Here is a 20,133-nt window from a genome sequence, read left to right as displayed (position 1 = left end):
TTTGTCATGCTTGCTTTATAGTGCTTTAGCTATACATATGAGAAAATGCTATCTAGTGTATCATCCAATACATGAGCAAATAGTTCAAATTGTGATGACCAATAATTATATGTGCTACGTGCAGCATTGTTAAAAGGTTCCATATAAGAATTAAATGGTGCGTCATATATTAAAATCACGTCTTCTTCTATTGCAGATTGGTTTTGCTCTGTATGACGATTGGTATGATTCATAAATTTTGCATATTCGTCATAGGTTTTATAATATAGTCTTTTATGCTCAGCATATTCTTTATCTCTATATATATCTATTATCCTTAATGCTTTGCATATGTTTGCATCCTCCATATTCACTAATTTCTTTGGTGTATAAGCACTTACTCTGCTTATAGACATCATTATCGCACTGGTTAAGTATTCTTTTGGAAAATCTGCTATACTAGGCATAAAACTGAGGCCTGCAAATTTCGTAGTCAAAAGATTGAACGCTGCATCTGCAGTAGTGCTAATGGAGCCTATATAATTCGTGGTTGTTTTTGTAATATCAATGATATTACCTGTCACATAAACAGCGGCTTTTGCTGCAAGTACTCTGCCAATCGTTACTTTGTTAATATTTGCGCTCCAATTGATGGAGTCGTATATTTTAGTAAATCCATTTTCCCACATAACATCAGCAAGGACTTTTATATAACTTTCTCCATCTTGCTGTATAGCTTTTACTTGAGGATGTAATTGTGTCATGATATCGACGAACGCTTGCCCTGTTAAGTCGCATGCGGAGTTTCTTATTGCGTGCAAATTACCCAAGCCAGATGCAAGAAGAGAGAGTTTACATACTCCTTTGATTGCATCTCCTGCAGGTCTATACCATTCATATTTTTGTGTGCCATAATCCCAGCCACTATAGTAAGCATATGAGGCCTGAGCTACTTTGGTGAAGTCTCCGACAAAGCTACCGAAGTATGTAGAGTCACTATTGAGTTGTTCTAAGTTTATTCTTAGAGTTGAGCCAATAAACTGAATAAAGCCCTTGACAAAAAACTTAAGTGGGGCAAAACCAAATATTTCTTTTGTATTAGGAAGTTCTTCTGAAATATGCTTGAAGAACATCTCTTTAGGTTCATACCTGTAGTTCTGCGTGAATTTTCCAATTAATGGCATTGCATCGATGTAATCGTTCCACGTATTTGTTTTTGCTTTTGTATTAGTTTGTGACATGTCTTTTGATAAATAAAATAATAAATACAGCTTAATAAAAACAGCTTAATAAAATTTGGCAGATCTACCTTTTTCCCTGAAAGAATTATTGATCTTTCATTTGCAGATGATACATAAAATGTAATCTAAGTATCATTTCATCATGGAAAAAGTGATCTATCAAAAATGATTGGATAGTAACATCTACCTGCTATATACATGAGACATAGCTTATACTGACTATCACAAATTACAGAACACTTTAGCTTCGTCTTTTCTTTAAAATTTAAGCACGCTCTTTGCCGCTGTACTTCTAGTATAGCTCACTTAAATCTCATCTTAAATTTTTCAAAAAATACGTAGCAAATATATGATGTTATTTGGAGAGGTTGGTATTAGTAAATATCCTAACATTCATAAATAATAGAAACTGGCAGATTGTTAGATATTATTAATAATCTGCTTCATTCTCCTTTTAGTTGAATTTGGTTAATCTATGTTTTTATGTTGTCTCTTTTACTTTCGATTATGCTTGTTTGCTTTGATGTAGCAAATTTTAGGGATTCTATACTGCATATTTGGTAGTGTAAAGCAAATAAAACAATCTTAATTTATTGTTTATCAAAAATGTTTATGAATGTTTTGTTGTCAAATTATAGCTATAGTTGTGTATAAATTTTTGTTTTCTTGCATATTTTTATGTGTGATATTCGTCTTTATTTAGAAAAATAAATTTCTCAATTAGATTGATGTGCAGTTGTGTATTTATTATACTGATAGCTAATGTTAAATAATTGGCAGAGTTACTTGGAATTTGGAGAGATATGAAAGTTGCAAAAGACGCATTCTATTCGGAGCGTACAAATATGGTGAGAAACCAGCTGATTCCAAATCAAATATATGATAGTCGCATATTAGATGCTATGGAGAGCGTACCTAGACATATTTTTGTAGAAGAAAAGTGGCGTCCTGTTGCATATGTAGATGAAAATATTCCAGCTTGCGTCGGGCGCAAGCTTCTTTCGCCGCTTTTACTTGCAAAGATGTTGTCTTGCTGTAATTTGAAAGATAATGCGACAGTTTTAGATGTAGGATTTGGTTCAGGCTATTCGATCGCCCTGCTTGCAAAGATTGTTAAAAGTGTTACTGCAATTGAGAGTAATGAGCATATGTTATTTCTTGCTGCGGATAATGTAAGCTCGCTTGGCATTTCGAATTACATATGTATGCATGGTGATTTGTCAGAAGGTCCTATGGATGGAAATAATTTTGATGCTATCATTGTAAATGGGATACTAAGTGTAAGTCCTGATGGCAAGCCAGATAAATTAATTTCGCAGTTGAAAAAAGCTGGTGTTCTAGTTGTAATAGAAAAGGTTGCTAATGTTAGCGTTTTAGTTAAGTATTCACATACGCAAGGTTCAGTAATTAGAAAAGAGCTTCAAATTGTAGATGCCCCCTATATCGCTTAAAGCGAATCAGTGCTTATAATTTCTACATGACGTTTGTTTTTATTGCGCTGCCTGCAGTGCTATAGCTTTCTATCAAAATCTGAAATGCAAACTCTTAATTTAGCATAGGTAATATACTCATCATACTTTTCAAAATCAGCATCGTTAAAATGCTCTTGATGTATTTTTATATACGCATGTGTTTTCATTCTTCTTAGTTCTGTTGTAAGTATAACGAGTATATTCAGAGTTTGATGTTCATAAACGTGCTTGCATTTTATTAATAATTTTCGGTATTTGCTTATTGTATCGCTTGTTACGTATAGATAGTACATTAGACCTCTTGCATAACCTGTTCCAAACTGTGATTTGATTGTCACTAAAACATAAAAACACTCACGTGGATCATTGTTTGGTGACGTTTTGCAAAAATCTACTCTATAAGAATTTCTACCTCAGAATGAGGTTATGCAAGAGGTCTATTACATTTATTTATGGGTTGAGAATAAAAAGTTTTGATAGCAAAAATCTTGATGTTTTAAGTGGAGGGCATATGCCAATAACAAATGCAAAAAGAGCAATTGTGAGTGTCAGTGGCACTGATCTGACAAAAGATGAGTGTATATTGTTTCAAAAGTATCAACCGCTTGGTTTTATATTGTTTAAGCGAAATATTGTTGATCTCGAGCAAGTTCAGGGCTTAATTAAGCAGCTAAAAGAATGTATTGCTAGAGATGATCTGCTGTTTTTAGTTGATCAAGAGGGTGGTCGTGTTGCAAGGCTCTCTCCACCTAATTTTTCGGCCACATCTAGTGCGGGATTTTTTGGTACTAAAGCAAGAGAAGATTTAGAATCTGCTAAAAAGCTTGCGTATGAAGAATATTATTCCATGGCATTACAACTTAAAGCTTGTGGATTCAATATTGATTGTTTTCCTTTGGGAGATCTGCTATTTGAAGGAGCGAGTAACGTAATAGGAGATAGAAGTTTTGGTAGTGATATAAAGATAGTAGAAAGTTTATGTAGAGTAGCAGATTCTGCTTTAAAAGCTGCGAAAATTCAGTCTGTGCTAAAACATATTCCAGGTCATGGCAGGGCAATTGTTGACAGTCATTTCAAATTGCCTATAGTGGATGCAGATCTTGAAATATTAGAAAACTCAGATTTTAAGGTTTTTTCTGATTTGAGAGATTTTAAAGTTGCTATGACGGCTCACATAATCTTTAAAGCGCTAGACAATAAATTTCCTACAACTATCTCTAGCAATACTATTGATTATATTAGAGAAAAGATAGGATTTCGCGGTATTTTGTTGACGGATTGTATAAGTATGAAAGCAATTTCTGAATTTGGTACAATTGGGGAAGTAGCAAATATGTCTTTGGAAGCAGGATGTGATATCGTATTATATTGTCCAGGCGATATGAGCGGCAATGAAGCTGTTCTTGAATCTGTATCAATATGCTTGTGATTCTCTATGGTCAAAAATAGAGTCTCGAGCATGTAATGAAAACTATACAGGATAGTTTGATAAACGCTGAGCTGACATCAAATTCAATTTAAAAGAATTAACATTATATGAGTCAATTACTACTGGAGTTATTTTCTGAAGAGATTCCTGCGCTGATGCAAGTCCCTGCTGCTGCTTCTTTGTTTAAATCTATTCTATCAGATATATCTGCTATAACTTCAGAGAAGCTTTGTGGACAGCATTTTGCAACGCCTAGGCGAATAGGATTCTATATAGACAGTATTCCGTCTAAAATAAAGCGTAGTAGTAAAGAAGTGAGAGGGCCTAGAGTGAGCGCTGCTGCTTCTGCCATTGAAGGCTTTATGATAAAGCATGGAGTTTCATCAAGAAAAAGTCTTAAGACAGATGATGAATTTTTTTACTTTGTGGAAGAAGAATCGATTGAAGATGCAGGTGACATATTAAAGTACATTATAGAAGCGAATTTGCATAAACTAGTATGGCCTAAATCAATGCGATGGGGGGAACATAGCGTCAGATGGGTGAGACCGCTACATTCTATGCTTTGTGTTCTGAATAATGAGGTGTTACCTATAAGATATGGTCATATATCAGCTGGAAATACTACAAGAGGGCATAGATTCATGGCAGATTTACTTATAGAAGCTAATGCATATAAAGAGTATGAGAATAGACTTAGTGCTGCTTTTGTTACGCTACAACCATCAAATAGACGAAATATCATAGAAGAAGGGCTGCTTAGAATTGCAAGAGATCATGATATCGAACTTATTAAAGATGACAATTTAATGGAAGAAGTTGTAGGTCTTGTCGAGTACCCCGTTGTTTTACTTGGAAAGATAGAGAAAAAATTCATGTCTTTACCTAAAGAGGTATTGATTACTTCGCTTAGGATTAATCAAAGATATTTCATGTTTAGTAACAAAGATGGTAGTCTTGCTCAATTCTTTGGTATCGTTTCAAATACAAAGTTTAAAGATGATAGTACTGTTGTGCTTGGTAATGAGAGGGTACTTGCTGCTAGGCTTTCGGATGCTGAGTTCTTTTATAGTGAGGATTCGAAAGTTAATCTTGTTGATAGAATTGAAGGTTTAAAAGCACTTAGCTTCAATCTTCAGATAGGTAGTATGTACATGAAAATGGAGAGTGCTGTAAAGATCGCGCTGAAGATAGGCGAGCAGTTGAAGTATGCAGATAGCACTAAAATTAAAAGAGCTATGATGCTAGCGAAAACTGATTTACTAACAGAAATGGTGAAGGAATTTCCGGAACTTCAAGGTGTAATGGGATATTATTATGCAATTGACAATGGTGAAGATATGGAAGTCGCAATTGCAATAAAAGAGCATTATAAGCCTCAAGGTCCAAGTGATCTTGTTCCTGAGAGTGTTCTTGGTAGTATAATAGCTATTGCAGATAAAATAGACACTCTAAATCAAATGTTTGAGCATCACATAAAGCCAACTGGCTCAAAAGATCCATATGCACTCAGAAGAGCTGCAATTGGGATTAACAGGATTATGAGTGAGCGTTCTATCACTATTGTTTTTGATAGTTTAGATATTAGAGATGACGTAATTAATTTCATTAGAAGTAAGGGTTGATACAATTCATTTGATAAATGCAATACAACCTTGCTGTCTTATATACTATACTAAATTTTCCTCGAAAAATTAATATCGTGAAAGTGTTATTCTTAAGAATTTCAGCGTCTTATGTTTTATTCAGTAATTTACTGAGCATTGCTTATCGTATTTTGTTATTAGCAATTCTTACTATCATTCTTAGTAACGTCTGCTTTGCTGAACAATCGTCCTTTGGAGATTTAACGTCATTAATAGGTGGTGCATTTAATGATTATACGCTGGATGCTGATAGTGTGGTATATGATGTTGCAAACGGCGTAGTTGAAGCAGAGGGTAATATCAAGATAAGAGCCGGAAAATTCAACATCACAGCAAATAAGGTGTTATATTATAAAAAGCAGAAACTGATACAAGCATACGGTGGGCTGATTATTAAAGATGAAGAAGGCAATGAATTTTCTGCTGATTTTATTGAATTAAATAAAAATAATACATCTTGTATTTTGCAAATTAAAGCAAGAATTCATAGCAAACAAAATGATTTTTTTATCACTGCCAAAAAGATGGAAATAGAAGGGAATTCTGCATATAAAATGCAGAATTTTGCCTTTACTCCTTGTAAAATATGTAGCAGTAATTTTGTTAAAGATACTCCTCTTTGGCAGATCAAAGGAAAGAGTGCTGTTATGAATTTAGAATCTGGAACAATTCGCTATGTAAACGCTTATGTCGAATTTTTAGGTGTTCCAATTTTTTATGTCCCATATCTTAGTATGCCTTCTCCAGTTATCAGTAGAAAAAGCGGTTTTTTGATTCCAAGTGTTTCTTTTTCTCAGATTTTTGGCTTTAGAGTATCAATTCCTTATTATTTTAACATAGCTCCAAATATGGATGCTACGCTTAGCGTTACTAGTGCGACAAAGGATAACATGTTGTTCCAAGCAGAGATGCGTCATCTTATGGATACTGGATCTTATAGTATTAAGGGCAGTATAATGAAGTATGATGATCAAGAAGGTGGAATTGATAGTGCAAGATCTCAGTCATATAGAGGGCATATAGAGGGTCTTGGAGAGTTTACATATAAGAAATCGTTATCAGATTATATACATGGATTCGAAATTAATATGCTTTTCGATGAAAAAAAGACTTATTTAAAAAGATATGATATCAAAAAGAGTGATATATTAGTAAACGATCTTTATTGGCATTGGCTATCTGATGATGCTTATTTTTCGTCTCGAGGGTTATTATTTGAGGATCTAAGGCCTGGAAAGCATAGCTATAGTCCTGTGAATCCATTTTTGATGGTTGGACGTAACTTTCGCATTTCAGAAAATATTAGCATGAATTTTGCAGGTAATTTAGTGAATCTGCTTGATGATCCTGACTGCAGCTATCAAAAACTCGGCACACATAGTTCTTTAGATTTTAAAAAGAAGCTTGGAGACTATTTTTTTAGGTCATCTCTTGCCTTGCGAGGCGATTTTTATAATGTGTCACAGAAGAATTCTAAAAATAAGTTGAATGTTTCTGCAGAGGCCTTGTTTGAATTGCGTAGAGAATTTTGGTATTCTCTTCATGATATCGATTTCATGTTTGAGCCTGCTGGGCAAATAATATTGTCCCCGTATAGCGATAATCAGTATGCTCCAGATCCTGATCGAAGACCTATGCTTGAGATAAATAGTGATAACATATTTTCAAGCAATCACTATTATGATTTGGAGCAAGTCGAATTAGGTAACAGAATTAATTTTGGTGTGCGTGGCAATGTAATGGGAGAAACTTTTTCGCAGGTATATTTTTTACTTGGTGGTAGTTATAACATTAGTAAAAAAACTGAGATTCTCGATACTAGCAGAAGTTATATATCAAAAGTGAATTTGCAATTAACTGACAACGCAACAATAAGTAATCGTACATGGCTTGGTATAAGAGATCTTAATATGATTCGAAATGAAGTGGACATTTCTTTAAGTTATGAGAAGTGGATGTTGAACTGTGCATATATTACAAATGATGAAAGACACGATGATATGATATATCCAAGAGAAATTCATGTGGATCTTTGGTATAATATCTATGCGCCATGGTGGTTCAATGTTTTTGAGCGTAGTAAGTTAGGTGGCGATGCTTCGGATGATGGCAGTTTAATAGAAAATGGTGTAGGACTGAAATATAAAGATGAATGTATAGAAGTCATATTCGGTATTAAAAGAAATTACGTAAAGCTAGGTGATATAGAGCCGTCCACTAGCTTCAGTTTAAGTATTAATGCTCCATTTTAGATTTGTTTGATTCATCTTAAAATTTATTTATATACTTTTAATTCAGAATTTTCAGCGGGTTAGCGTCATTATATTCAAAATAAATTAATCAATTTAGTTATATGCCAAAATTGAGTATCGATAATATGTTTCAGATGTCACACGTAAATAGAGGATTCGTCTTAATGATCGCATCATGTATACTCTATGCGTTTTTAAATTCTTTGATAAAATACATGGGATATTCTGTAGATCCGTTGTTTTTGGTATTTTGCAGAAGTTTTTTTGCAGTATTAATATTACTCCCTTTTGTGCTTGCAAATCATAGGGTGGATATGAAATTTCTGATTGGTAAAAGTGTGATATTGCCAAATTTAGTGAGGGTTGGGCTTGGTTTCGTTGGAAACTGTTTTTGGTTTATAGCAATGCAGCATATGAATATCACAGAGTGTGTAGCGATCAGTTTTACAACTCCACTGTTTATAATGCTATTTTCTATAATCTTTCTGGCAGAGAAGGCAGATATTAAACAGTGGGCATTACTATTGATTGGATTTTTGGCTGCGATCTATATTAAAACTCCAGATATAAAAATGATGAATTATTACAGTTTCCTTGTGCTTATTGCTGCTGCACTCTGGGCTAGCTGTGCGATTATCTTTAAGAAATTTGTGATATCTCATGTTCATCCAGTATCAATAGTTTTTTTTACGTCTGCTGCAACGTGTTTTTTATCTGCTCCGATAGCTGTTGCATATTTTGCTAAATTAGATCTGTTCCAAGTTCTATGCGTAATTTCTATGAGTATTTGTATGATATTTGCGAAGCTTTGTGCTGCTTTTGCATATAAATTTTCACAGCTTAGTACCATAATACCTTTGGATTTTAGTAGGCTGATTTTTAACTCAATTTTAGCTTATATAATATTTGGAGAAGTGCTAAGTCAGCGTACATTTGTTGGTGCTGCTATTATAGTAGTTAGCAGCTCATATTTGCTATATTTACATAATAAACCTATGAAAAAGGGAAAGGAAGGTTGATTTTATGAGAGTTTTCACATAAAGATAGATAAGAGCTGTTCTTGATATTGTTTGAATATTTGTGTAATAGTAAGAGCGCACCAAAGCTTGATGGATCCGTATACCATTGACTCTTTTTTAGAAACGATTTTAGTGCGCCGTGTCATTCGGCATAAATGATGTCGCGTGTTGCTATTATCTCTCTCGATACATACTGTGCCAGACTTTCCAATTGTATGACGCTCTTTGGGTAAAATTTTAGAAAAAGCCTCCCAATCATCCGTATAAAAATGACATTCTTTCAGATGACTCACTTTGTTGTAGAGCTTTTGGAATGTTGCAGTATCATGATTGCCTGTAACCCAGGCAACTGTTCTCCTTGTACTACGATCAACTGCCTTAATGATCCAAAGCTTGTTTTTTTTGAACCAATAAAATGCCACATCTCGTCGAATTCCATCTCCATAATATCCGAAGAGACAACTGGCTCCTGAGTCTTGCCCATCGCCTCTACTACCCAGCGATAAATTATGGACGGCGAATGCCCTAATATCTTGCATAACATAGAAAAAGAGCCATTACCAAGACTATATAGCATAACGCATAATGCTTTCTTAACAGCTGTTTGAGGCTTCTTGCCCAGATCGCCCTCAACAAAATTTAGAACATGATCTGCACTTATAACGCTGTACACCCCTCACAATGCCATTCTTTACAAAGATATCAGAGCAACATCCCTTACAACAAACAATAAAACCACTCTTTAGTTTTTAAAAAAGTGATCATATCATACTTCTATCTAATTGTGAAAACTCTCGATTTTATATTTGTATGATGCTAAACTATGGCGTTTATTTATTTTTATGTTATTATATGTAGCCAAGTTATTGCTTCAGGGAAATTATTGTGAATTCTACGAAAATTCAGTGGTTGCGTTTGTCTGGGGCGACAAGAATTGGCACAAGGTCATTCATAGAGCTTTTAAATGTTTTTCAAACTGCTGAGAATGCCATAGATTATTTGTCTGAACTAAATAAAAGGGGTTGTACTAAAGGTAAGATAAATATTCCATCTTATAGCGAAGTTGAAAGAGAGATGGAGTATTACGATAAAATTGGTGCTCATGTGCTGATTGCAAATGAGAAAAATTATCCAAAAATGCTTAAGGAGATAAGCAATTATCCACCAGTTCTAGTATGTAGAGGGAGGCTTGAGCTTCTGCTGAGTAATAAGATTGCAGTAGTTGGTTCTAGAAATGCTTCTTCAAACGGGTTGAATTTTGCTAAGACGATTTCAAGAGATTTAGGGGCAGCTGGGTATGTTGTTGTCTCCGGACTTGCAAAAGGAATAGATGCAGCTGCGCATTCTGGAGCCTTAAAATTTGGCACTATAGGAGTAATTTCTTGTGGGATAAATATTGTATATCCCAAAGAAAATCAGAAATTACATGAAGAGCTTTATGAGAGAGGTCTTGTAATGACCGAGTATAGGTTGGATCAACATGTTATGCCTGAACATTTTCCTCAGAGGAATGGGATAATCTCAGGTCTGGCTTATGGCACTTTGGTGATAGAAGCTGCAAAAAGATCTGGAACTTTAATTACTGCGCATTATGCTTTAGAGCAAAATAGAGAAATCTTTGCAGTTCCTGGCTCTCCATTTGATGTGAGGTGCGAAGGAACAAATGAACTTATAAAACAGGGCGCTATTCTCGTGCAGAGATCGCAAGATATATTATCTGAGCTTAGTCGTATTGTAACAAGTCAACATGAGTTGTTTAAGGAAAAGATTAGTGAGGTGAGTTGTAGCGTGCGCAGAAGACTACTATCTGAGGATGAGATGAAGAAGTATAAAGAGGAGTTGTTATCCTCTCTTTCTTTTAGTCCAACACATATTGAGGATGTGATGGCAGTAACGAATATCCCACGACATATCTTTTAATCTTCTTGTTATTGAACTTGAACTAGCTGGAATAATTGAGCGTACTTATAATAATAAATTGAGTATAATAGCAGAGCAATTAGATTTATAGCATGATGTTTAGTGAAAAAAAGAGCGTTGCGATTTACTTAATTTCAGATTCCTCTGGCGAAACTGTTTTGTCGGTTAGTAAAGCTGTCATTGCTCAGTTTTGTGATATTGCCGCTATAGAAGAATATATATGGACACTTGTTAGATCAAAAACTCAGATAGATGAAGCGATTGACCAGATAAAGCAACAAGATAACGGAGTAGTTTTTTATACAGTCACAGATCAAAAGCTCAGGGATTATCTTGAGCATCGGTGTCGCGAAATAGGTGTTGTTTCTATATTCTTACTAAAGCAGTGTTTTGAAGCTATTGCTGGTGTTTTAGGAATAAAGACACCTATAACTGGTGCGCCAGGGAAATATAAAGTACTTGATGAGAGCTATTATCGGAGAATAGATGTGATAAACTATACTGTTCAGCATGATGATGGGCAGGTTTCAGATGACTATGACGATGCTGATATACTATTGCTTGGAATTTCTAGAACTTCAAAATCTCCAACTGCTTTGTATTTGGCTCAGCGCGGGTTTAAGACTGCGAATATTCCGATTGTGCAAAACTTAGAAATTCAATTGGCAGCTATAAAAAAGCCGGTTATAGTTGGATTTATGATATCGGCAGATATGCTTGCGCAGATTAGGTCTAATAGAGCACTGAGAGCTGGTTCTTGCTTGCTTGAAGAAGATGTTTATGTTAGTTTAGCTGATATAAAAGATGAGTTGCGATATGCTAAGAAAATATTTTCACAGTTCAACATACCTGTAGTGGATGTAACAAGGAAAGCTGTTGAAGAAATTGCGGCTGAGGTGATAAACTTATATTGTCAAAAAAGAGGAGATCATAGAATGAAAGTTTGATCAGCTTTACAATGAGTTTTATCAGAGAATAATATATCATTTTATATGTATGATTCTTTGTTGCTTGCTGAAGTTTTTGAAGATTCAGTCTTTAGAATTTGTATTGCTCTATATTACAATTTGAAGAGTAAAGCTTATTTGTAAATAATTTTTTGTTTGAATCATTTGTTATAAAAGCTGTTGTATTTATAAATATTTAGCTATAATGATGCGAGCTGATATTGGTTCGCATATTGTAGTGTATGTTCATAGCTGATGCTTTGTATTGAGTCAAATTTGCTGAGTTGATTTAATTTGTTTAGAGCTACTGTTTTCGTATAACTAATTTCTTTAAGTGTGATAGGAATTAATTTATTTGTATTTACTAGAGTTGATGGTCGTTAGGTATTAGATGAAACAATTAAGAAATAACAGGAATAATTTGTTGATCTGGCTTGTGATAGTCGGCGTTTTGCTGATGCTATATAATTTGCTGGATGATGCTGCGCTGAGTGGTAAGCGGGTCCCTTTTTCATATTTTCTTGAGCAAGTTCATGAAGGTGCTGTTAGTGAGGTTGGCATAAAAGGCAATGTAATAGATGGTCGTTATCAAAACGGGCAGCGATTCTCAACGCTTGCACCTAATTTTTATCCAAGGTTAATAGACCAACTTGCTGAGAGTAAGGTGAAAATAGAGATTGTTCCTACAGAAAGTTCTTTTGGTTATCTGTTTAATATACTGCTTTCTTGGTTTCCTGTTTTGTTATTGGTTGGAGTTTGGATATACTTCATACGAAATATGCAAGGTGGTGGTGGCAAGGCGCTTGGGTTTGGAAAATCTAAAGCGAGGCTAATTTCAGATGCGAAAAACAAAGTGACTTTCGCTGATGTTGCTGGCATTGAGGAAGCTAAAGCTGAGCTGCAGGAGATAGTTGACTTCCTAAAAGATCCTATGAAATTTCAGAAACTGGGTGCTAGAATTCCAAAAGGTTGTTTGCTAATAGGTTCTCCTGGTACTGGTAAGACGCTTTTGGCAAGAGCTATAGCTGGAGAAGCTGGTGTGCCATTTTTTATTATCTCAGGTTCTGATTTTGTTGAGATGTTTGTGGGTGTTGGTGCAAGTCGCGTGCGCGAAATGTTTTCCGAAGCTAAGAAACAGGGGCCTTGCATAATATTTATTGATGAGATTGATGCTGTTGGAAGACATCGTGGTACAGGAGTGGGAGGTGGTCATGATGAGCGCGAGCAGACATTGAATCAGTTGCTTGTAGAGATGGATGGTTTCGCTGAAAATGACGGAATCATAGTGATAGCAGCTACAAATAGACCTGATGTGCTTGATCCTGCGTTGCTCAGGCCTGGAAGGTTTGATAGACAAATTACAGTGCCGACTCCAGACGTGCAGGGGCGTGAGAAGATACTGAAAGTTCATATGCGTCATATTCCTATTGCGCCTGATGTAAATCCCAGAGTGCTGGCTCAAGGAACTCCTGGCTTTGCTGGAGCTGACCTTAAGAATTTAGTGAATGAAGCTGCACTACTTGCCGCGAGGATTGGGCGTGAGATGGTTACTATGAATGAGTTCGAATCTGCCAAGGATAAAGTTATGATGGGTGCTGAGAGAAAATCTATGGCTCTGACAGATGAGCAGAAAGCTCTTACTGCATATCATGAAGCTGGGCATGCGCTGGTAGCTTGCTATTTGCCAGCTTCTGATCCTGTGCATAAAGCGACTATAATCCCTAGAGGTAGAGCGCTTGGTGTTACTATGAGATTGCCTGAGGACGATAGGTTTTCTGTTACCAGGGAGAAGTTAAAGGCTGATATTGCGGTTGCAATGGGTGGGCGTATTGCAGAAGAGTTGATTTTTGGTTATGAAAAAGTGACAACAGGTGCTGGTGGCGATATTAAAGCTGCGACTAAGATAGTGCGTCATATGGTAATGCATTGTGGTCTGAGCGATGAGATAGGGCCTATTCTTGTTGGTGATGATAAAGAGGAGGTGTTCTTAGGTTATAGCATGGGACGTAGTACTCATATTTCAGAAGAACTAGCGAAGAAGATAGACCAGGAAATTAAGAAAGTGATAGATAGTGCATATGGAGTCGCGCATGATATAATTTCCTCAAACATAGATCAGCTGCACTATATAGCAAAGTCATTGTTAAAGTACGAAACTCTTACTGGTCATGAGATTAGAGGTTTAATCGAAGGTAAACCTGTGCAGAGAGAGGATTACAATGATGATAGTGTTATTGAGCCTTCTGTTCCGATTGCAGATGGCAATGGTCCTTTGGGTTCACCTACTAGTGGTGTTGGAAGTACCAGCAGGCAAAGACCCCAGGAGGCTTAATTCGCTTCGGCATCTTTTTATATACCCGTCAAAAATTTAGTTGCTGCGCAAATAAATTGTTGTGGAGAAGTTAAATGTACAAAATTTAGCTTTTAGATCTGCCATGTGCTAATTTTTGGATGTATTAATTGGCCATATGCTGCAAATGTTTTCATAAAATCCGTAAGGTTTTTGCGCTTATTATAATATTTCCTTACGGATTTAAAACACTATTTTGACGCTTTAAGCGCTATTTTATATAGCTTCTGAGATTTTTGGTGCGCGTAATAAAGTAATATTTAAAAATCAAGCCAAAAAGGTTTGTACAATGACTTTACACGGCAATGCCTAAAAAGCATACTATTACAAGTGCTTTGAAAACAGGCTGTGGCTAATATCTTATAGTAAAGAGAATTGAGTCCATCCATCAAAAATTGATTTGCTGCGCAAATAAATTTTTATAGAGAAGTGAAATGTACAAAAGTTAGCTTTTAGATCTGCCATGAGCTTTTTTGGATATATTAATTGGCCCTATTGCAAATGCTTTCATAAAATCCGTAAGGTTTTTGCGCGCGTACAATTGAAAATATTATAGAATGGGTGTATAGCTTGAATTTTAAAATCTAAAATTAGAGCTTACAATATATAACATCTTCAACTTCCTTATACCATATAAGAGATTCTGGTACCTACACTGAATTTTCTAGCACATAAACTGAAAGCAATATTTCTCCGTGCCAAATTGATGTATGTAGTTGTTTTATAGATGAAGTTGCAATTTTAGGGTTACTAAATTCATATTTATTGCTAAAAAAGCTGAGGCTTTGCAAGATGTATTGAAGCTTTGTCATTATGCTAGCGCAATCTAGATTGTTTTTATGATTTGAGAATACTTCAAGTGCTACTTTGCATTGTGTGAATGTTTGATCTGCATGTTGAACAAGAAACGAGCTAAAGTCTGATAATCTTATAAATGGGTATTTTGCATTCTCTGGAACATAGGAGTATATCTCAGGTAGTAGTTCTTCATTATCAGTTCTGTTGAAGCGAATATTTTTTATTATAGTTCGTTGTATTATTTCAAAGTACTCCATTATAATACCTCTTCTACAAACAATGTGAGAAACTTTTTATTTTCTTGATAATCAATATAGTAAAGAACATGGAAGATTCTCTGCTGATAAATTGCCATAATACGGAGATTTGGAAGTTTTATATATCTTGTTAGTATTTGATGAGAATATTTTTGTTCAACTCTTCCAAATTGATATGTTTCTTTAAAACCAATTGGTGTAATATTTGCCCATATCTTATAACGAAATGCGCAGTTTGGTTTAAATGATTCATACATATCGTCATATTTCTCATGATAAGATTCTAGTATGATAGCTTATTCAGTTTACAAAATTTTAGTTGTAGCATGTTGTTATAATATTTAATTTTGTTATTTTATCTCAGTGATTGTCATTACTTTCCATGTGTGATGTCTTGTTCTGAAAATGATTTTTTCTTCATCTAGAACTACAAAAATCATTCCTGGAGTTGGTGTTATAAAATTCCATTTATTAGTAAAAAAAGCGAGTTTTCCATCTGCCCCTTTCCATTCGCCGGAGCTGTTATCTGATAGTAGATATAAATCTGAGTATTTAGGATTTACAGGTGGTGATGTCATTGTAGTAGAAATAATACCATTATTGAGAGTTTTCACAATTAGATAGAAGTATGATATGATCACTTTTTTAAAAACTAAAGAGTGGTTTTATGGTTTGTTGTAAGGGATGTTGCTCTGATATCTTTGTAAAGAATGGCATTGTGAGGGGGTGTACAGCGTTATAAGTGCAGATCATGTTCTAAATTTTGTTGAGGGCGATCTGGGCAAGAAGCCTCAAACAGCTGTTAAGAAAGCATTATGCGTTATGCTATATAGTCTTGGTAAGGGCTCTTTTTCTATGTTAGGCAAGATATTAGGGCATTCGCCGTCCATAATTTATCGCTGGGTAGTAGAGGTGATGGGCAAGACTCAGGAGCCAGTTGTCTCTTCGGATATTATGGAGATGGAATTCGACGAGATGTGGCATTTTATTGGTTCAAAAAAAACAAGCTTTGGATCATTAAGGCAGTTGATCGTAGTACAAGGAGAACAGTTGCCTGGGTTACAGGCAATCGTGATACTGCAACATTCCAAAAGCTCTACAACAAAGTGAGTCATCTGAAAGAATGTCATTTTTATACGGATGATTGGGAGGCTTTTTCTAAAATTTTACCCAAAGAGCGTCATACAATTGGAAAGTCTGGCACAGTATGTATCGAGAGAGATAATAGCAACACGCGACATCATTTATGCCGAATGACACGGCGCACTAAAATCGTTTCTAAAAAAGAGTCAATGGTATACGGATCCATCAAGCTTTGGTGCGCTCTTACTATTACACAAATATTCAAACAATATCAAGAACAGCTCTTATCTATCTTTATGTGAAAACTCTCAAATTTATAATACCTTGCTTATAGCATTTACTAATAACTTGAATATAACTATTACTTATGAGGATTTATGATGATATTTCTAGCTAATAAAAGTAATACTATGTTAAATTCTACAAGTATTAATTTTAAAATTTATGATCATGTAGATATAGTTGCAAGTAATTTGAAAAATGTGGGATATTATGAAGAATTAAATGAATATCATAGAAAATTAGAAGATTTACAAGAGGTATTGTCAGAAGATGCTGAGACAGGCGCTAAAGAAGTTATAGAGATTGTTATGGCTATTGCGGCCATTAGCCTTGCTGGATTTATAATATATAAACTAGTGCAATGCTGTAATAATATTAAGCAAAATTCTAATAGTTGCTACTATAGCTGGCACAGAAGCTGCATCTGGAATAGCTAAAAGCGTAACATGTGTTTCCATTAGTAAAGAGTATGACACGAAGTATGAATCATATAAAAAATATCAGGATGATAATTTATATCATAACACAATTGTTGAAGATTATTTAGAGTTAGAGCTCATTGACATCAACGGTGTAACAAAAATGGATTCTATATTTGATTATATAGCCTTACAGTCATAAGTCTTATATCGTCCATCCGCCAAAAATTTAGTTGCGTAGCAAAGCAATTTTTGGCGAATGGACTAATCATTGTCATTGCTTAAGAAATGGGAATACACTTATGTTATTAATCGACAATTCGAGTTATTTAGTCATAAATTGCTTTTAATCCATCAATATTTCCACTTGTGATAAGATCTAGGTGTTCTGTAATTTTTTCTACTGACCAATCCCACCACTTAAGCTTCAATAAAAACTCTATTGTTTCCTCATTAAATCTCCTGCGAATTTCCCTTGCTGGATTGCCACCAACAATCGTATAAGGTGCCACACTCTTTGTCACTGTACTGTTACTGCCAATTATGACACCATCCCCAACTTTTACACCTTGCATAATTGTAGCAGAATTTCCGATCCAAACATCGTTCCCAATTATCGTATCTCCTCTGCTTACCACATGCATTAGATCTTTCTCTTTCCAATCTCCACCAAAAACTTTAAAAGGATATGTCGAGATTCCACTCATCGCATGGTTAGCTCCGTTCATAATAAACCGAACACCTGTTGCTATTTGACAAAACTTACCAAATATTAGCTTATCTCCAATGAACTCAAAGAGATAAAGCACATTGTTCTCAAAATTATATACATCATCAGGGTCATCATAGTATGTATATTCACCAACTATAATTTGCGGATTATTAATGATATTTTTAAGATATACAGTTCGTGTTATACCATTTATTGGATAAACTGTATTAGGGTTGGGATATCTTTGCTCAACCATATTTAATCCTCGTATTTCTCATCACCTAAAAATCCACCAACTTGCGCATTCCATAACTGCCTGTAGAGACCGTTCTTTGCAAGTAACTTATTGTGCGCACCATCCTCTATAATCCGACCTCGATCGAAGACGAGTATACGGTCCATACACAGCAGGGTAGATAAGCGGTGTGCTATTACAATCGTTGTTTTGTCTTTCATCAATTCCAATAAACTTTCTTGAATAAAGCTTTCTGTTACCGAATCGAGCTGTGAAGTTGCTTCATCTAAAATAAGAATTGGTGCATTTTTCAGAATTGCTCTTGCAATTGCGATGCGTTGACGCTGCCCACCTGAAAGCCTAACACCACGCTCCCCAACCAGTGAATTATAACCTTGCGGGAGCTTGATAATAAATTCATGTGCATGAGCCTTTTTAGCCGCTTTTATCACTTGTTTATCAGTTGCATCAATCAGACCATAACGAATATTATCCATCACGCTCCTGTGAAAAAGACTTGGATCTTGTGGAATCATAGCAATACTTGTACGTAGCGACTCTTGTGTTATGTCTCGAACATCATGACCATCTATGAGAATAGCACCATCTATTACATCATAAAGCCTAAGTATTAGATTCACAAAAGTGGATTTTCCACTACCAGAATAGCCTACAAGCCCCACCTTCTGGCCTTGAAGTATCTCAACAGATTTGTTTTGAAAAAGAGTCTCATTCCCCTTGTAATTAAACTTAACATTATCAAAGATTATTTGACCACGATTGCACTTCAAAATGCTTGCATTTGGTTTATCTTGAATTTCCAAAAGCATTATTAAAGCCGACAGACTTTGTTTACACTTTCCATAAGCCTGATTGAAATCATCAACGCGAGACATTGTATACCACATCATATGCCCTAGTTCCATAAAAAGACCTAAAATAAGAGAAAAGTCACCAACACTCACAATTCCCAGTTTATAAAAATAAATAAGAAAATAAACACTAAAACACATCATAGCTGCAATCATTGCACCTTGAGTAGTATGCAGGATCACTATAAACCCTTCTTTTTGTCTAGATGTTTTCAAGACTTTTCTAAAGAAATCATCCATTCTAGCAAGTTCAAAAACTTTACGCGAAAAAATGCGAATGCTGGCGTGATTAGAAATAGCATCAACCAACTGACCAGATACAGAAGATTCACTTGCAGCATGGCAATCAGCAAGTGTGATTAAGCGTTTCGACATCCAAACGCTAAACGATGAAAAACAAATAAACCACACGAGCAAAATGTAACAAAACGTTGGATTCACGCTAAAACTTGCTGCAAAAGACATCAGCAGCAACGAGGTACCTCTTATAAAATCAACTGAAATCCTATGCAAAATCATTTCGATACTATCTGCAAGAGTAGTAATCTGATTTGAAAGACGTCCTGCTAAATTATCTTGAAAAAATTGATGTGAACCATCAATTACATGTTCAAATATTGTCTTAACAATCTTTGTTTTGATAACTCCACGATACTTATAGCTTATATATCCAACTCCACGCCAAGTAAAATTATCAAACACGATAAAATTCAAAACAATTAGACTGGCAGGTAAGTAGAGAATTGATACATCGCCATCACTCACTTGCGGAAGAAGATTGATTACATGCTTCACAAGTATGCTGTTAAATGGGCCCCAAAACCCTGCAGCAAAAACCAGTAAAACAAAAACCATTACTATAGATTGATATTCTCGCAAAAAATACCATATGAATGGAAAAAGTGTTTTTGGCAATATCTTCTCTCTGTCTACCACAACTTTTACCTCCGCAAGAATACTACATAATCTATTTTAAAATATAATCTCATTACAAATTCTGGCGCTTTACTGGATGACAATATAAAAAAATCAAACGATGAAAGATCGCCATATTCAGCAATATCTCTATAAGTAATTAAATAAACGATTTATAAAATACAAGTTTTATTTATGTAGTTATATGTGATATGGTTAAGACCCTCGCCTTTAGGCGAACACTTTAGTATTAGTTATCTAGGAAATGTGCTAAGGGAGGACGAATGGAATATAGGAGATGATCC

At 35.1% G+C, this 20,133-nt stretch carries 19 protein-coding genes; 11 read left to right on the top strand and 8 right to left on the bottom strand.

Features of this window, described 5'->3' with window-relative positions:
* Positions 1-29 precede the first annotated feature (29 nt).
* A complete protein-coding gene (locus AACK98_RS06055) occupies positions 30-1,220 on the bottom strand; it encodes a hypothetical protein (protein WP_339040746.1) in 1,191 nt (396 codons plus the stop codon).
* A gap of 773 nt (positions 1,221-1,993) precedes the next feature.
* Between AACK98_RS06055 and AACK98_RS06050 the strand changes: the two genes are divergently transcribed.
* The gene (locus tag AACK98_RS06050) at positions 1,994-2,671 is read left to right on the top strand and encodes a protein-L-isoaspartate O-methyltransferase (RefSeq protein WP_339040744.1); all 678 of its coding nucleotides are present in this window, start codon (positions 1,994-1,996) and stop codon (positions 2,669-2,671) included.
* A 59-nt stretch (positions 2,672-2,730) separates the two neighbouring features.
* Here AACK98_RS06050 and AACK98_RS06045 read toward each other — a convergent pair whose 3' ends face one another.
* Entirely contained in the window at positions 2,731-3,030 is a 300-nt protein-coding gene (locus AACK98_RS06045) for a hypothetical protein (RefSeq protein ID WP_339040742.1), read from the bottom strand.
* 80 nt (positions 3,031-3,110) lie between these two features.
* Here AACK98_RS06045 and nagZ point away from each other — a divergent pair, with 80 nt between their 5' ends.
* From nagZ to AACK98_RS06025, 4 genes are all read left to right on the top strand, one after another.
* Positions 3,111-4,121 (top strand): beta-N-acetylhexosaminidase, encoded by a 1,011-nt coding sequence (nagZ, locus tag AACK98_RS06040; RefSeq protein ID WP_339040740.1) that lies wholly within the window; start codon positions 3,111-3,113, stop codon positions 4,119-4,121.
* Between the two features lie 107 nt (positions 4,122-4,228).
* Positions 4,229-5,746, top strand: coding sequence for a glycine--tRNA ligase subunit beta (glyS, locus tag AACK98_RS06035; protein ID WP_339040738.1), 1,518 nt, complete (start codon positions 4,229-4,231; stop codon positions 5,744-5,746).
* Between the two features lie 83 nt (positions 5,747-5,829).
* Entirely contained in the window at positions 5,830-8,019 is a 2,190-nt protein-coding gene (locus tag AACK98_RS06030; RefSeq protein ID WP_339040736.1) for an LPS-assembly protein LptD, read from the top strand.
* A 101-nt stretch (positions 8,020-8,120) separates the two neighbouring features.
* On the top strand, positions 8,121-9,038 hold the full coding sequence (locus AACK98_RS06025; RefSeq protein ID WP_339040734.1) for a DMT family transporter: 918 nt from the start codon (positions 8,121-8,123) through the stop codon (positions 9,036-9,038).
* Positions 9,039-9,052: 14 nt separating this feature from the next.
* Here AACK98_RS06025 and AACK98_RS06020 read toward each other — a convergent pair whose 3' ends face one another.
* Both AACK98_RS06020 and AACK98_RS06015 read right to left on the bottom strand, forming a co-directional pair.
* Positions 9,053-9,421 (bottom strand): IS1 family transposase, encoded by a 369-nt coding sequence (locus tag AACK98_RS06020; protein WP_339042637.1) that lies wholly within the window; start codon positions 9,419-9,421, stop codon positions 9,053-9,055.
* Positions 9,328-9,711 carry a hypothetical protein gene (locus AACK98_RS06015; RefSeq protein ID WP_339040732.1) on the bottom strand — a complete coding sequence of 128 codons (384 nt, stop codon included), beginning with the start codon at positions 9,709-9,711 and terminating at the stop codon, positions 9,328-9,330. Before AACK98_RS06015 ends, AACK98_RS06020 begins: the two co-directional genes overlap by 94 nt.
* A 212-nt stretch (positions 9,712-9,923) precedes the next feature.
* On the opposite strand from AACK98_RS06015, the gene dprA reads away from it, so the two are divergent.
* The 3 genes from dprA (at position 9,924) to ftsH (ending at position 14,237) form a co-directional block, all read left to right on the top strand.
* On the top strand, positions 9,924-10,958 hold the full coding sequence (dprA, locus tag AACK98_RS06010; protein ID WP_339040729.1) for a DNA-processing protein DprA: 1,035 nt from the start codon (positions 9,924-9,926) through the stop codon (positions 10,956-10,958).
* A 92-nt stretch (positions 10,959-11,050) separates the two neighbouring features.
* Positions 11,051-11,905 carry a pyruvate, water dikinase regulatory protein gene (locus AACK98_RS06005; RefSeq protein WP_339040727.1) on the top strand — a complete coding sequence of 285 codons (855 nt, stop codon included), beginning with the start codon at positions 11,051-11,053 and terminating at the stop codon, positions 11,903-11,905.
* Positions 11,906-12,296: 391 nt separating this feature from the next.
* Positions 12,297-14,237, top strand: a complete 1,941-nt coding sequence (gene ftsH, locus AACK98_RS06000; RefSeq protein ID WP_339040725.1) for an ATP-dependent zinc metalloprotease FtsH — start codon at positions 12,297-12,299, stop codon at positions 14,235-14,237.
* Between the two features lie 1,072 nt (positions 14,238-15,309).
* Here the strand turns inward: ftsH and AACK98_RS08290 are convergent.
* Together AACK98_RS08290 and AACK98_RS05995 are read right to left on the bottom strand one after the other, a co-directional pair.
* On the bottom strand, positions 15,310-15,567 hold the full coding sequence (locus AACK98_RS08290; protein ID WP_410519978.1) for a phage head closure protein: 258 nt from the start codon (positions 15,565-15,567) through the stop codon (positions 15,310-15,312).
* Between the two features lie 93 nt (positions 15,568-15,660).
* Positions 15,661-15,924: a DUF2793 domain-containing protein gene (locus tag AACK98_RS05995; protein WP_339040723.1), complete on the bottom strand. Its 264-nt coding sequence runs from the start codon at positions 15,922-15,924 to the stop codon at positions 15,661-15,663.
* A 112-nt stretch (positions 15,925-16,036) separates the two neighbouring features.
* Here AACK98_RS05995 and AACK98_RS05990 point away from each other — a divergent pair, with 112 nt between their 5' ends.
* The 3 genes from AACK98_RS05990 (at position 16,037) to AACK98_RS05980 (ending at position 17,112) form a co-directional block, all read left to right on the top strand.
* Positions 16,037-16,420 (top strand): hypothetical protein, encoded by a 384-nt coding sequence (locus tag AACK98_RS05990; RefSeq protein WP_339040570.1) that lies wholly within the window; start codon positions 16,037-16,039, stop codon positions 16,418-16,420.
* Positions 16,324-16,695: an IS1 family transposase gene (locus AACK98_RS05985; protein WP_339042600.1), complete on the top strand. Its 372-nt coding sequence runs from the start codon at positions 16,324-16,326 to the stop codon at positions 16,693-16,695. Before AACK98_RS05990 ends, AACK98_RS05985 begins: the two co-directional genes overlap by 97 nt.
* Before the next feature lie 108 nt (positions 16,696-16,803).
* Positions 16,804-17,112: a hypothetical protein gene (locus AACK98_RS05980; protein ID WP_339040722.1), complete on the top strand. Its 309-nt coding sequence runs from the start codon at positions 16,804-16,806 to the stop codon at positions 17,110-17,112.
* Between the two features lie 311 nt (positions 17,113-17,423).
* On the opposite strand, the gene AACK98_RS05975 is transcribed toward AACK98_RS05980, so the two are convergent.
* Both AACK98_RS05975 and AACK98_RS05970 read right to left on the bottom strand, forming a co-directional pair.
* Positions 17,424-18,062 (bottom strand): CatB-related O-acetyltransferase, encoded by a 639-nt coding sequence (locus AACK98_RS05975; RefSeq protein ID WP_339040720.1) that lies wholly within the window; start codon positions 18,060-18,062, stop codon positions 17,424-17,426.
* A gap of 2 nt (positions 18,063-18,064) precedes the next feature.
* The gene (locus tag AACK98_RS05970) at positions 18,065-19,849 is read right to left on the bottom strand and encodes an ABC transporter ATP-binding protein (protein WP_339040718.1); all 1,785 of its coding nucleotides are present in this window, start codon (positions 19,847-19,849) and stop codon (positions 18,065-18,067) included.
* Positions 19,850-20,133 lie beyond the last annotated feature (284 nt).

Origin of the sequence: Candidatus Lariskella endosymbiont of Hedychridium roseum (assembly GCF_964020185.1) — a bacterium.
GTDB lineage: Bacteria > Pseudomonadota > Alphaproteobacteria > Rickettsiales > Midichloriaceae > Lariskella.
The sequence above is the reverse complement of the archived record's forward strand: the minus strand, read 5'-3'. Positions and strand labels throughout refer to the sequence as shown.